Source organism: Rhodococcus sp. NPDC054953, from assembly GCF_053609225.1.
Map to the genome: position 1 here is coordinate 83,515 of NZ_JBSGXD010000021.1, position 12,643 is coordinate 96,157.

Annotated in this window: 16 protein-coding genes; 6 read left to right on the forward strand and 10 right to left on the reverse strand. The window is 70.4% G+C overall.

Annotated elements, in window-relative coordinates; all coding sequences use genetic code 11:
* Window positions 1-92 precede the first annotated feature (92 nt).
* The gene (locus ACWF62_RS15130) at window positions 93-1,658 is read left to right on the forward strand and encodes a TM0106 family RecB-like putative nuclease (RefSeq protein ID WP_378508596.1); all 1,566 of its coding nucleotides are present in this window, start codon (window positions 93-95) and stop codon (window positions 1,656-1,658) included.
* A 46-nt stretch (window positions 1,659-1,704) separates the two neighbouring features.
* Here ACWF62_RS15130 and ACWF62_RS15135 read toward each other — a convergent pair whose 3' ends face one another.
* The 3 genes from ACWF62_RS15135 to ACWF62_RS15145 form a co-directional block, all read right to left on the reverse strand.
* Window positions 1,705-2,472, reverse strand: coding sequence for an SDR family NAD(P)-dependent oxidoreductase (locus tag ACWF62_RS15135; RefSeq protein WP_378508574.1), 768 nt, complete (start codon window positions 2,470-2,472; stop codon window positions 1,705-1,707).
* A gap of 289 nt (window positions 2,473-2,761) precedes the next feature.
* On the reverse strand, window positions 2,762-3,115 hold the full coding sequence (locus ACWF62_RS15140; protein WP_378508573.1) for a TraR/DksA family transcriptional regulator: 354 nt from the start codon (window positions 3,113-3,115) through the stop codon (window positions 2,762-2,764).
* Between the two features lie 41 nt (window positions 3,116-3,156).
* Entirely contained in the window at window positions 3,157-3,555 is a 399-nt protein-coding gene (locus ACWF62_RS15145; protein WP_378508572.1) for a PPOX class F420-dependent oxidoreductase, read from the reverse strand.
* A gap of 117 nt (window positions 3,556-3,672) precedes the next feature.
* Here ACWF62_RS15145 and ACWF62_RS15150 point away from each other — a divergent pair, with 117 nt between their 5' ends.
* On the forward strand, window positions 3,673-4,254 hold the full coding sequence (locus ACWF62_RS15150) for a TIGR03086 family metal-binding protein (protein ID WP_452630535.1): 582 nt from the start codon (window positions 3,673-3,675) through the stop codon (window positions 4,252-4,254).
* Between the two features lie 12 nt (window positions 4,255-4,266).
* Entirely contained in the window at window positions 4,267-4,818 is a 552-nt protein-coding gene (locus tag ACWF62_RS15155; protein ID WP_452630536.1) for a YaeQ family protein, read from the forward strand.
* A 70-nt stretch (window positions 4,819-4,888) separates the two neighbouring features.
* Here ACWF62_RS15155 and ACWF62_RS15160 read toward each other — a convergent pair whose 3' ends face one another.
* Both ACWF62_RS15160 and ACWF62_RS15165 read right to left on the reverse strand, forming a co-directional pair.
* Window positions 4,889-5,509: a response regulator gene (locus ACWF62_RS15160; protein WP_378508569.1), complete on the reverse strand. Its 621-nt coding sequence runs from the start codon at window positions 5,507-5,509 to the stop codon at window positions 4,889-4,891.
* Window positions 5,506-6,639, reverse strand: a complete 1,134-nt coding sequence (locus ACWF62_RS15165; protein WP_452630537.1) for a sensor histidine kinase — start codon at window positions 6,637-6,639, stop codon at window positions 5,506-5,508. Before ACWF62_RS15165 ends, ACWF62_RS15160 begins: the two co-directional genes overlap by 4 nt.
* A 142-nt stretch (window positions 6,640-6,781) precedes the next feature.
* On the opposite strand from ACWF62_RS15165, the gene ACWF62_RS15170 reads away from it, so the two are divergent.
* Complete coding sequence (locus ACWF62_RS15170) at window positions 6,782-7,369, forward strand: GlcG/HbpS family heme-binding protein (RefSeq protein WP_378508567.1); 588 nt, start codon at window positions 6,782-6,784, stop codon at window positions 7,367-7,369.
* A 71-nt stretch (window positions 7,370-7,440) separates the two neighbouring features.
* Window positions 7,441-8,139 carry an ankyrin repeat domain-containing protein gene (locus ACWF62_RS15175; protein WP_452630538.1) on the forward strand — a complete coding sequence of 233 codons (699 nt, stop codon included), beginning with the start codon at window positions 7,441-7,443 and terminating at the stop codon, window positions 8,137-8,139.
* 89 nt (window positions 8,140-8,228) lie between these two features.
* On the opposite strand, the gene tnpA is transcribed toward ACWF62_RS15175, so the two are convergent.
* Complete coding sequence (gene tnpA, locus ACWF62_RS15180) at window positions 8,229-8,645, reverse strand: IS200/IS605 family transposase (protein WP_452630539.1); 417 nt, start codon at window positions 8,643-8,645, stop codon at window positions 8,229-8,231.
* Between the two features lie 22 nt (window positions 8,646-8,667).
* Here tnpA and ACWF62_RS15185 point away from each other — a divergent pair, with 22 nt between their 5' ends.
* The gene (locus ACWF62_RS15185; RefSeq protein ID WP_452630540.1) at window positions 8,668-9,816 is read left to right on the forward strand and encodes an RNA-guided endonuclease InsQ/TnpB family protein; all 1,149 of its coding nucleotides are present in this window, start codon (window positions 8,668-8,670) and stop codon (window positions 9,814-9,816) included.
* 91 nt (window positions 9,817-9,907) lie between these two features.
* On the opposite strand, the gene ACWF62_RS15190 is transcribed toward ACWF62_RS15185, so the two are convergent.
* The 4 genes from ACWF62_RS15190 to ACWF62_RS15205 form a co-directional block, all read right to left on the reverse strand.
* Entirely contained in the window at window positions 9,908-10,615 is a 708-nt protein-coding gene (locus tag ACWF62_RS15190) for a TMEM165/GDT1 family protein (protein WP_452630542.1), read from the reverse strand.
* A 276-nt stretch (window positions 10,616-10,891) separates the two neighbouring features.
* Complete coding sequence (locus ACWF62_RS15195; protein ID WP_378508562.1) at window positions 10,892-11,419, reverse strand: peptidase; 528 nt, start codon at window positions 11,417-11,419, stop codon at window positions 10,892-10,894.
* A 108-nt stretch (window positions 11,420-11,527) separates the two neighbouring features.
* On the reverse strand, window positions 11,528-12,358 hold the full coding sequence (locus ACWF62_RS15200; RefSeq protein ID WP_378508561.1) for an SMP-30/gluconolactonase/LRE family protein: 831 nt from the start codon (window positions 12,356-12,358) through the stop codon (window positions 11,528-11,530).
* A 138-nt stretch (window positions 12,359-12,496) separates the two neighbouring features.
* Window positions 12,497-12,643 (reverse strand): Fe-Mn family superoxide dismutase (locus ACWF62_RS15205; RefSeq protein ID WP_452630546.1); only part of this gene is annotated, 147 nt, incomplete at its 5' end.

Below are 12,643 nucleotides of genomic sequence, written 5' to 3' on the forward strand. Positions count from 1 at the left end.
CCATACTCTCTGTCATCGTGAATTCTTTGCAAGGCCCGGGGGAGCCGATCCGGCCCGACACCGCAACCGCCGCGTCCGAGCGGCGGCGGCCGGTGCTCGTCGACCCGAGGGCGCTGACCGGGTGCCGACACCGGGTTCACCTCGACACCGCATTCCCGGAGGTCGTTGCCGACGTTCCCGAGGACATCGGGGTGCAGCAGCGGCGGGAGGCGGCGCGGGCGTTCCGGGAGGCGATGCGCGAGCGGTTGATGGCGCCGCGGGCCGGCCGCACCGGGCTCATCGTCGATCCCACCGGCCGCGCCGCGGATCGGGCCGCCGCCACCCTGCAGGCGTGCGTCGACGGCGTCGATCGGATCTGGGGTGCCGTGCTGCCCCTCGAGCCGGACACCGGGCGCCGGGGCCGGGCCGAACTGCTGATCCGGGACCGGGAGCGGGGCGGCTACTTCCCGCTGATCGTCGTCAACCACAAGGTCACCGACCCGGGCAGCGGAGCCGTCACCTCCGGTCTCGACGACTGGGCGCCGCGGGTCGACGAAACCAGGAAGGTGCGGGCCCAGCTGCGCGACCAGTTCCGGCTCGCCCAGCTGCACCGGATGCTGGCGCGGCACGGCCACGCAAGTCCCCGCCTGCTCGGCGGCGCGGTCGGCTACGGCGGCGAATGCATCCTCGTGCACGACCTGGCCGCCGTGATGGATCAGTACGACGAACGGTTCGCCGATCGGCTCGCCGTTGCGCGGGGCGAGGTTGCGACGGTGCCGTCGCAGGTGGGTGAGTGCCGATCCTGCCCGTGGTGGCCGGACTGCCGGGCGGCGCTGACCGAGGCGCGGGACGTGAGCCTGGTCGCGACGGGATCGCGTGCGGACGTGCTGCGCGGGGTCGGGGTGCACACCATCGACGCGCTCGCCGACTGGGCCGGTCCCGCGCCGGAGGAGTGGCAGGGCAACGGATTCGACGATGCCGTCGTGCTGGCGCGGGCCTGGCTGGCCGGGGTGCCGCTGGTGCGTCGCTCCGCGGAGGTGACGGTGACGCGCGCCGACGTCGAGGTGGACGTCGACATGGAGAGCTACCAGGAACACGGCGCCTACCTGTGGGGCACGCTGCTCACCGAAAACGGTGTGACGCAACCTTATCGGCCGTTCGTCACGTGGGATCCCCTGCCGACGGTCGACGAGGCGCGCTCGTTTGCCGAGTTCTGGTCCTGGCTGACCGGGACGCTGAATCGCACCCTGGCGGCGGGGAAGACCTTTGCCGCGTATTGCTATTCGAGGTCCGCGGAGGACAAGTGGCTGCTCGAGTCGGCGGCCCGGTTCGCGGGACTGCCCGGCATCCCCACCAGGGCCCAGGTCCGGGCGTTCATCGACGGACCGCACTGGGTGGACATCTACCAGGCCGTCAGCGACCAGTTCATCTGCCCGAACGGCAAGGGGCTCAAGAAGATCGCACCCGTCGCCGGCTTTCACTGGCGAGACGCCGAGGCGGGCGGTGAGGCGTCGATGAGCTGGTACCGCGAGGCCGTCGGCTACGACGGCGCCCCCGACATCACCCAACGGGAGCGGCTGTTCGTCTACAACGAGGACGACGTGCGCGCGACGAAGGTGCTGCGCGAGTGGATGACCGACCGCGCGGCGGCCGAGGTGCCGCTGGCATCGGAGCTGTAACGGCGGCCCCGGTTTCCTGCAGCGGCGCCTCCGGCCGTCGGATGGTCTATCGCGGGGTCATCCGCAGGGCGCCGTCCATGCGGATGGTCTCGCCGTTGAGGTAGTCGTGCTCGACGATCATCTGCGCGAGCTGCGCGTACTCGGCGGGCAGGCCGAGGCGGGACGGGAACGGCACGCCGGCCTCGAGGCCCCTGCGGTACTCGTCGGTGACGCCGGCGAGCATCGGGGTGTCGATGATGCCGGGGGCGATGGTGTTGACCCGGATTCCGTACTGGGCGAGGTCGCGCGCGGCCGGGACGGTCATGCCGTGCACGCCGCCCTTCGACGCCGAGTAGGCGATCTGCCCGATCTGGCCTTCGAACGCCGCGACCGAGGCGGTGTTGATGACGACCCCGCGCTGACCGGAATCGTCGACGGCGTCGGTGCCGGCGATCGCGTCCGCGGCCAGGCGCATGACGTTGAAGGTGCCGAGCAGGTTGACCGTGATGACCGTGCGGAACAGCTCCAGGTCGTGCGGGCCGTTCTTGGACAGGATGCGGCCCGCCCAGCCGACACCGGCGCAGTTGACGACGGTGCGCAGCGGCACCCCGGAGGCAACGATCTGGTCGACCGCAGCCTGCACCTCGTCGCCGCTGGTGACGTCGGTGGCGATCAGCGTGACGCCGGCGGGGACGTTGTCGCCCGCACGCTCGATGGACTGGGCCAGGTCGAGCCCGAAGACGGTCGCGCCCGCCGCGGCGAAGCGCTTGGCGGTGGCGGCGCCGAGGCCGGAGGCCGCTCCGGTGACGAGTGCTGCGGTGCCCTGAAGTTCCACGGGTCCCTCCCCTTTCTCGACGGCCATTACTTGGTCGTCCTAGTACTTGGGGACACGATAGCGCAGAACGGGCAAGTTGAGTTAGGAGTGGTTCACCGAATGGCAGAACATGGGTGCCTGATCCGGTCGGGTGCAGGCGTTGCGTACAACAGTTGACCTGCGCATAAGTGGATTTCCGATTTCGCTGACCGGGTCCATAGCCGGTCCCTATGCTGGCGCGGTCGGGGGGCGTTCGCAGACGGTGGTCGCCCGTCATGGGAGTACCGCGCTCAGGAACCCGGATCGCCGGTCATGCGCAGTCAATGCACCGGCGCGCCGCGGGCAGCGCGTCCAGGCGTTCCGGACCGATCGGGCGCCCGCACCGCTCGCAGACGCCGTAGCTGCCCGCGTCGAGGCGGCGTTCGGCGGCGTCGAGTTCGTCGAGCTCGTGGCGGGCCTCGGTGAGTAGCGACGCCGTCTGGGCGCGTTCGAAGGCGACGGTCGCGCCCTCCGGGTCGTGCTCGTCGTCGTCGGTGGTCAGGTGCGAGCCCTCGATGATCTCGTCGAGTCGGGCGGTGAGGAAGTCGATGCGGTGCACCGCGTCTGCGCGTTCGGCGGCAATGCGTTGACGCGACGTGACGATGCCCGATTCCGGAAGCGTCATACCCGGTTCAACGTGAAACCATGCCGATCCGATACCCCGGGTCACTCGGTCGGGTGGAAGTCCGTGAGCTCGTAGTGCAGGGTCGGCGTCCGCATCGCCCGGTGCGTCGCGCGTACCAGCAGGTGCTGGAGTACCGGGAACCGGTGGTCGATCGCCCGGGCAGCCGCGGCGTTGTCGGCGCCCGACAACAGGTGCGCCGTCGCGGCGACCGGTTCCGGTCCGGTCGGCTTGCCCGACCAGGTGCAGGGTCGAATCCGGACCTCCGGGAAGTTGCGCAGGCGCTTGTTCTTCGATGCCCGGCCCGGGGTCCGGAAGTAGGTGTGGCCGCCGTCGACGGCGACGTTCACCGGTGTGTCCACCCAGGTCCCGTCCCGTTTCCGGGTTTGCAGGAGCACCACCTTCGCGGCGGCGACGGACTCCGGGGGTCTCTGCTCGGTCATGTCCAACCCTCCCGTGGGTGACGACGCGACACCCCCAGTGTCCTCCCCGCGCCGATGATTTTCCCGTGCCCGCCGGGTCCACACATCGAGGACACACAGTCACCGACGGAGGCAGCCATGACCATTGACCACGATCTCGGCCCGGCGGCGGGGCAGGTGTCCGGGCTCATCGCGGGTGTGCGTGAGGACCACCTGAGCCTGGCAACACCGTGCGAGCAGTGGACGGTGGACGACCTGCTGCGGCATCTGCTCGACCTCACCGCGGCCTTCGCCGCGGCCGCCAGCAAGGCGCCGTATCCCGTGGGAGCCTCCGGGGGACTGCCGGGCGACTGGCGGAACCGCCTGGACACCCAGCTCGACGATCTGGTCGCCGCGTGGCGCACCGCCGAGGCGTGGGAGGGCGACGCCTCGGCGGGCGGCGTCACGATGCCCGCGCCGGTGATGGGGGTCGTCGCGCTCGACGAGCTGGTCCTGCACGGGTGGGACCTCGCGCAGGCCACCGGCCAGCCCTACGACGCCGACCCCGCCTCCGTTCGGGCCTGCCTGGGGTTTGCCGCGTCGATGTCGGTGCCGGGGGAGGAGGCAGGCCGGGAGGGCCTGTACGGGCCCGTGGTTCCCGTCCCGGACGACGCCCCCGACCTCGTGCGGCTGCTCGGGTTCGCGGGCCGCGATCCGGGCGACGGGTGGCGGGATCGCTAAGCTCCTGCTCTCATGGCACTCAGCGCAACCCTGTACACCTTCACCCTCCAGTTGGCCGACGTCGATCGCGGGGTCTACCAGGACCTGGAGTTGCGGGTCGCGCGGCATCCGTCCGAGACAGCCGAGTTCATGCTCACCCGGCTGCTGGCCTACTGCCTCGAGTACGAGGACGGCATCGCGTTCAGCGACGGCGGCGTCTCCAGCACCGACGAGCCCGCCGTCCTGGTCCGCGATCTCACCGGCCGCATCACGGCGTGGATCGAGGTCGGCGCACCGGACGCCGACCGCGTTCACCGGGCGGCCAAGCTCGCCGACCGGGTCGCGATCTACACCCATCGCGACCCGGCCAAGGTCCTGGCCCCGCTCACTGGCAAGCGGATCCACCGCGCCGACGCGATCCCCCTCTATAGCTTCGACCGCGACTTCGTCGACGCCGCCGCCGCGGCCGTCGAACGCCGCAATACCGCCACCGTCTCCGTCACCGAACGCGAAGTGTTCCTGGACCTGAACGGCACCGGATTCGGCACGCCGATCGAGGAGCACCGGCTGACATCCACCCCGTGACCGGGTGAAGGGCACCTGTGCCCCGGCTGCCGCCGTGCGGGTGCCCGTCACCCCGGGGTGCGGCAAGTGTTCAGCGAATCCCGTCCCGCCGCAAGGCAATCGAGACGGCCGCGGCACGATTGTCGACGCCGAGCTTGGCATAGATGTGCGCCAGGTGGGTTTTCACGGTTGCCTCGCTGATGAACAGGCGCCTGCCGAGTTCCCGGTTCGTCAGGCCCTCCGCCAGCAATCCCAACAGTTCCGCCTCCCGCGCGGTCAGCGCCTGGTCGGGGCGCCGCATCCGGTCCAGCACCCGGGCCGCGACCGGCGGGGACAGGGCGCTCTCGCCCGCGACGGCGCCGCGGATCGCGGCGAAGATGTCGCGGGGCGCGGAGTCCTTGAGCAGGTAGCCGATCGCGCCGGCGTCCAGCGCCCGGACCACATCGGCGTCCGTGTCGTAGGTCGTGAACACCAGCACCGCCTGACCCGGTGTGTCGGCCCGGATCCGGCGGATCGCGTCCACGCCGTCGATGCCCTCGCCGAGCGCGAGGTCCATCATCACCAGGTCGGGGGAGTGGCGCGCGGCAAGGTCGACGGCGTCCTCGCCGGATCCGGCCTCGCCGACCACCTCGATGTCCGGCTGCGAGTCCAGCAGGGCCCGCAGTCCCGCCCGCACCACGAGGTGGTCGTCGACCAGCAGCACCGAGATCACGCCGCACCGCCGACCGGGATCTGCGCGGCGACGACGGTGCCCTCGCCCGGCGTGCTCTCCACGGCGAAGGTGCCGCCGAGGGCCTCGACCCGCTGCCGCATCGCGGGCAGCCCGAAGCCGTCCCGGTCACCGACGACGAAGCCGACGCCATCGTCGAAGACATCGAGCGCGATCGCGCCAGGCAGATAGGTCAGGGTCACCCCGACAGTGTGCGCGTCCGCGTGCCTGCGGACGTTCGACGCGGCGCTCTGCGCGACCCGGAGCAGCGCGTGCTCGACCTCGGACGGCAGCGCCATCACCGTCCCGACCACCCGGAGATGCGCGGCGGGGACGTAGCCGCGGACCGCGGCGAGCAGCGCGGCGTCGAGCGACTGCGTCCTCAGGTCGGGGGAGCCGAGATGGTGCACCAGATCTCTTGTCTCGGACAGGTTCTCGCGCAGCAATCCCGTCGCTGTGCGGATCTCGTCGTCCGCGCGCGGCCCCGGCCCCACCTCGTCCGCGGCCTCGAGGTGCAGCAGCGCGCTGGTCAGTCCCTGCGTGACGGTGTCGTGGATCTCGCGGGCCAGCCGCTCGCGTTCGGTCAGCACACCCGCCTCCCGCTCGGTCTCGGCCAGTTTCGTTTTCGCGTCGATGAGCTCGGAGAGCAGCTGCTCCCGCTCGACGGCGCCGCGTTGGACCTGCCCGTAGGCGAGGACGATCAGCGCGCCGGTGCACAGCGGCGCGAGCAGCACCGGCCACTCGGTGCGGCCGCTGAACGACATGAACTCGACGCCGGCGAACACCGCCAGCGCGGCGACGACCGGGTACGCCGCCCACCGCGGAAACGCCCGCGTGCACAGGAAAAAGATCGGGAAGGCGGTCCACGCGAAGCTCGGCGCCAGCCACACCAGCACCACCCACGATGTCAGCACCGGCCACACCCACGGCCGCCACGCACCCCCGCGGCGGGACAGCACCACGATCACCCCGTACAGCGCGGCGAGGACGGCGATCAGGCCCGCGACGACCACCCAGCGGCCGCTGACCCCGTGGTACGTCAGGTAGCGGGCCGTCGACGCCGCGAGCAGCAGGTAGAACGAGAGGTGGATCGCGACCGCGATCGGTCCCCGGAAGGGTGTCTTGTCCGGCACCGGGCCGATCCTACGGGCGGTGGTCCCGGACCGGATCGCCCATTCGGATGATCCCGCGGCAGCCGCGCGGGCGATGCCGCGGCACGGGGCCGGCGGCCAGGCTTGGAGCCGATCGAGTTTCCGATGCCCGAAAGGTTCGACGATGACCACCTCCCGCCGCCTGCCCCGCGCCCTCGCCCTCGCCGTCCCCGCGGTCGCCCTGCTCGCCGCAACGGCCTGCGGGTCCCCCGAGAACGCCGCCTCCTCGGCGACGACCGCGGAGGTGACCCCCGCCGCGGCGGTGCAGCAGGCCCCCGGCGGCGACCAGGGCACCATCACCGCGAACCGGCTCTCGGTCGGGGCCGCGGGCCGCGCGGCCCAGGCCGCCCTCGCCAGGTGCCAGGCCGACGGGCTCGGGTTCGTCACCATCGCGGTCGTGGACCGCGCGGGCAACGTGCAGGCGATGCTCCGCGGTGACAACGCCGCCCAGCACACGGTCGAGTCGGCCCGGCAGAAGGGCTACACCGCAGCCGCGTTCGGCGCCGACACCTCCGACCTCGTCGCCAGGGCGAAGGGAGACGGCCCGACCGTTGCCGACCTGCCCGGCACCCTGTTCCTGCCCGGCGGCGTGACCGTCAAGGCGGGGAACGCCTCGATCGCGGGCATCGGGGTCGGCGGGGCGCCGGACGGCAACGCCGACCAGGCTTGTGCCGCTGCGGGTCTCGCCGCGATCGAGGGAAGCCTGCGGTGAGGACCACGGTCGGAGTGATGCTCCTCGCCGTGGCGGTTCTGGCCGTGAGTGGCTGCGGGAGCGGCATTTCCGTGGAGAGCCCCACCCCGCAGGCTGCCGCCGACGCGGGGACCGCTCCGCCGATGACACCGGAACCGGCGGTCGTTTCGAATCCCGGTCCGCCCGTGTCGACGCCGGAACTCGAGCGGGCACTGTTCGCGGCGGCGGTCACCGACGACGCGGACTCGGTGCGCGCCGCCGTGCGTCGAGGCGCCGCCATCGAGGCACGGGACGACGGCGGCCGCACCCCGCTGGTTGCGGCGACCAAGGCGAACGCGGCGGCGGCAGCAGCGGCCCTGATCGCGGCAGGCGCGGACGTGAACGCGAAGGACGACATGCAGGACTCGGCCTTCCTATACGCCGGCGCCGAGGGCCTCGACGAGATCCTCGCGGGAACGCTCGGGCACGGCGCGGACGTGCGGAGCATCAACAGGTTCGGCGGCACCGCGTTGATCCCGGCGGCCGAACACGGGCTGGTCGAGACGGTGCGCACGCTGATCCGAGCCGGCGTGCCGGTGAACCACGTCAACCATCCGGGGTGGACGGCGCTGCTCGAGGCCGTCGTCTACGGCGACGGGTCCGCCCGGTACGTCGACGTCGTTGGTCAACTGCTCGACGCGGGTGCCGATCCGACGATCCGGGACTCGCAGGGCCGCACCGTGCTGCAGCACGCGCGCGGGCTCGGGCAGCACGACATCGTGGCGCTGCTCGTCGCGCGGGACGGGACCTGACCGCCGCTACCGGAATGTGCGCTAGTGCTCCGTCGTTCACGGCGGAGGTGAAAGCACACGCGGGAGGCCCACCAAGGGCCGAGCGTGCCCTAGACCGGACGGTCCTGCTGCTCGATGTACTGCCGCAGCACCGAGAGCGGGGCACCGCCGACCGAGCCGGCGAAGTACGAACCCGACCACAGCCGTTGCGCCCGCCAGTAGTGCTGAACCAGGTCGGGGAACTCCTGCCGCAGCCGCCGCGACGACACACCTTTGAGGCTGTTCACCAGTTTCGACACCGCGACCTTCGGTGGGAAGTTCACGAGCAGGTGGACATGGTTGCTTTCGCCGTTGAACTCGACCAGTTCGACCTCGAAGTCGGTGCACACGTCTCGCATGATCGCCTCCATCCGTTGGAGGTGCTGGTCGGTGAACACTCGATGCCGGTATTTGGTCACGAACACCAAGTGGGCGTGAAGGAGAAAAATGCAGTGTCTACCAGTGCGAATGTCGTCGTACTCTGCCATAAACCAATGGTAGACTGTTGGGGTGCAGCTCCGATACCGGTACCGCCTCAACCCCACATCGGGGCAACAGGCGGCGCTGGCGCGGGCATTCGGATGCGCCCGAGTGGTGTTCAACGACGCGATCGCCGCCCGCGAACATGCACGACGGACCGGTCTGTCGTACCCGAAAGATGCGGAGCTGTCGAAAGCGTTGACCGCGGTGAAGAAAACGCCCGAGCGGGAATGGCTCACCGAAGTATCGTCGGTCGTGTTGCAGCAGGCCCTCGCCGACGCTTTCGCCGCCTACCGCAACTTCTTCGCCTCCCTCGCCGGGAAACGCAAAGGCACGAACCTGGGGGCACCCCGGTTCCGGTCCCGCCGCGACAATTGGCAGTCGATCAGGTTCACCCGCAACGCCCGCTTCACGGTGACCACGGGTGGGAAACTGCGACTCCCGAAGATCGGCGACGTGCCGGTGCGTTGGTCCCGCGACCTGCCAGCGGAACCGTCGTCGGTGACGATCGTCAAAGACGGTGCGGGCCGGTACTTCGCATCGTTCGTTGTTGAGATGGACGCCGAACCGTTGCCGTCGATCGAGTCCGAAGTGGGCATTGATCTGGGCCTGACTACGTTCGCGGTCCTGTCGAACGGCAAGACCATCACGTCCCCGAAGTTCTTCCGCCGCGCCGAGCGACGGTTGATGAAGGCTCAACAATCCTTGTCCCGCAAGGACAAAGGATCGAAGAATCGGGCCAAGGCGCGCCTGCGGGTCGCCAAGGCTCACGTGAAGATGGCCGACGCCCGACGCGACTTCATGCACAAGCAGTCCACGGCACTGATCCGCGAGAACCAAGCGGTCTACGTCGAGGACTTGTGCGTGAAGGGCCTGGCCCGCACCCGCCTCGCAAAGTCGGTCCACGACGCCGCCTGGGGCATGTTTCTCCGCATGGTGGAGGACAAAGCCGCCCGATACGGGCGGACGGTCGTGAAGGTCGACCGGTGGTTCCCGTCGTCCCAGACCTGCTCGGTGTGCGGGCGGGTCGACGGACCGAAACCGCTGTCGATCCGATCGTGGTCGTGCCCGTGCGGCACGGTCCACGACCGCGATCTGAATGCTGCACGAAACATCCTCGCCGCCGGACGGGCGGAGAGGCGAAACGCCTGCGGAGAGACCGTCAGTCTTTCCGTCTAGCGGAAAGCGATTCTCTGTGAAACAGGAACCCACCGAGAGCGCCCACGCGGGTGCTGGTAGGAATCCCCGGCCTTCAGGGCCGGGGAGGACGTCAACTGTCGAGGTGCTCGCGCGACGACTCCGCGGCGGGCAGGGGCGCCGCCCGCCGGGACCGCGCCCGGTGCACGACCCCCGCCGCGATCGCGGCCGCCAGAATCGCCGCCGCCGCGATCGGTCCCGCCGGGCTGCCGGGGAACAGGCCGTCCAGCAGCAGCAGGACACCGAACACCAGGAACAGGGTCGCGGCGGCGAGCTGAATGAACCGCTCGGGCAGGTGCCTGCCGAGCACCGCGCCGACCACGATCGCGAGGGCGTCGGCGGCGACCATGCCGACCGTCGAGCCGATCCACACGCCAACCCAGTCGTTGTCCGCGGCGAGGGTGATCGTCGCCAGCATCGTCTTGTCGCCGAGCTCGGCGAGGAAGAACGCCGACGCAACGGCGAGGAACGCGGAGGTGCCGACCCGGCCGGCCTTGCCCTGCTCGTCCTCGCTGAGGCTGTCCCCGCGCAGCGTCCATGCCGCGAAGCCGATGAAGGCCAGGCCGCCGATGATGCTGATCAGGTGGGTCGGGATCGCGACGCCGAGGTAGTGGCCGACGGCGACCGAGACCAGGTGGACGACGGTGGTGGCGACGGTGATGCCGCCGATCACCACCCACCAGCGGTAGCGCAGTGCGAACGTCATCGCCATCAATTGGGATTTGTCGCCAAGTTCGGCAACGAAGATGACCCCGAAACTCAGCAGCAGGGCGGCAAGCACATTCACTCCTCCGGTCGAATTCTCGGAGGATGTTGGGACGTTCCTCCGGTCCCCGACGCGGGATGCGTCGACGACCGAAGGTCTCGCCCACCGGCATTCGCCGGTTCGAGCAGCCGGGCGGACCCAGGGATTCAAGGAACCGTGGGTCTGGCCAGTATGTCGACTGCTCGATTGGGGGCTACTCCCCTTCGCTGATCGCAACAGTACCCAGAGGACGGCAATTTGCCAACTGTCACAACAAGTTTGGAAACCCGAACTTTGAACTTCCGGTGTTGCTCAGGCGGCGAGCAGCATGGCCAAAACGGCGGTGTCGGGGTCGCTGCTCGGGTCGAGGCTTACCCGGCTGACCATCGAGGTGACCGTGCCGTCGGGTTCGGCCTCCACCCACGCGGCCCGATGGTCGAGGCCGAGATACGGCAGTCCGGGTAGCAGGACGCAACCCGACGCGACGCCGACGCATTCCGGCAGGGACGGCACCGTCTCGGAGGGGGGATGCAGCATCAGCAGGGCCGGCGGCTGGTGGTCGGCGAAACATCCAGGGGAGACGGCGGATTCGCCGACGATGGGGCCCTCGGCGACGACCAGGCCCACCGTGTCCGGCTGAGGATCATCGGGCAGGTCCTCGCGCGCGCCGAAAACCGTTGATGTGGAGAGCAATCCGGGGATCGATGCCACTCGGACCGCGAGCACCAGCAGCTGCGCCCACTCCTTGGTGGTGTCCGGCCAGCGGCCGGAGATGACGAATCCGCGCAGGATCCCCGCGGCATGGAACGGGGAAACCCCGATGTAGTCGCTTCGACTCATGCCCGCCCCCTGACCACACTCGCTCGTCCCGGCAGCGTCGCCGGCGGATACCTCCAGAATGCGCCCGAATCGGCTGGCAGACAACTCCGGTCGAGTGCCAGGACGGCGTCAGAAGCCGGGTCCCGGAACGGTCACCCGCAGCCGGAGCGCCGCGCCGGAACCGGCCGCGACCGCCGCCATCGGGTCGGTGCTCGGGGCGGTGCAGACGAATAGGTCCCGCCCATCCGCGCCGCCGAGCGCGACGGCGTACGGCCTGCGCACCGTGAACCGGTCGCCGACCGCGCCCTCGGCGTCCACCAGGAGGACGTCCCCGGTGGTCGGGGAGACCACCCAGATGCCGTTCGCGGCGTCGATCGCCAGGCCCTCCGGCCGCATGTCCGAGCCGAATTCGGCGAAGGTCCGCTGCTGTTCGAGGCCGCCGTCGGGGGCGATCGTGAACGTGGTGAGGCGGGGCGGCACCGCGCGGCTCTCGGCCACCGTGAGGGTGCCGCCGACGGCGTCGACGACCAGGCCGCCCGGGCAACGGAGCGAGCAGGCGACGTCGTGCACGGTGCCGTCGGGTTCGACCATCGCCAGGTCGTCCGTCGCGTGGTCGTCGCCGCGGCACCCGACATACGCCCGCCCGGTGACGTCCACCGACAGGTCCGCGAGCCGACCATCGGTGACCCCGGCGAGGTCGGCGTGCACGACAAGCTCCCCGCTCGCCTCGCGGCGCAGCAGCAGCCGGTCGGTGCCGCAGGCGATCAGCAGCCGACCGTCCGGCAGAAACCCGAGGCCCGCGGGGTGGCCGGGCAGTTCGGCGACGGTGTTCAGGGCGCCGGTGCCCGGGTCGAGGGCCAACACCGTGCCTGCGCCCTGGTCGGCGACCCAGAGGTGTCCGGCGTGCCACCGCGCGCTCACCGGGAACGTGAGCCCCTCGACGAGTGTGTCCACCGTCATGGTCACCACTCCACGATACGACTTCTCCCGGACGACGAACCCCCCGAAACGGCAGTCGCCGCGCTCCGTAGGGGGCGCGGCGACTGTGAGCTGTGAGCACTTCTGGCCCCGTCATGGGCCGAAAGGACTCACGGGCCGTCAGGCAATCAGGCCTGCGGTGGCGGTGCGGGCCTTCTCGAAGCGCGCGGACACGTCCGCCCAGTTGACGATGTTCCAGAAGGCGTTGACGTAGTCGCCCTTGACGTTCTGGTAGTCGAGGTAGAAGGCGTGCTCCCACATGTCGAG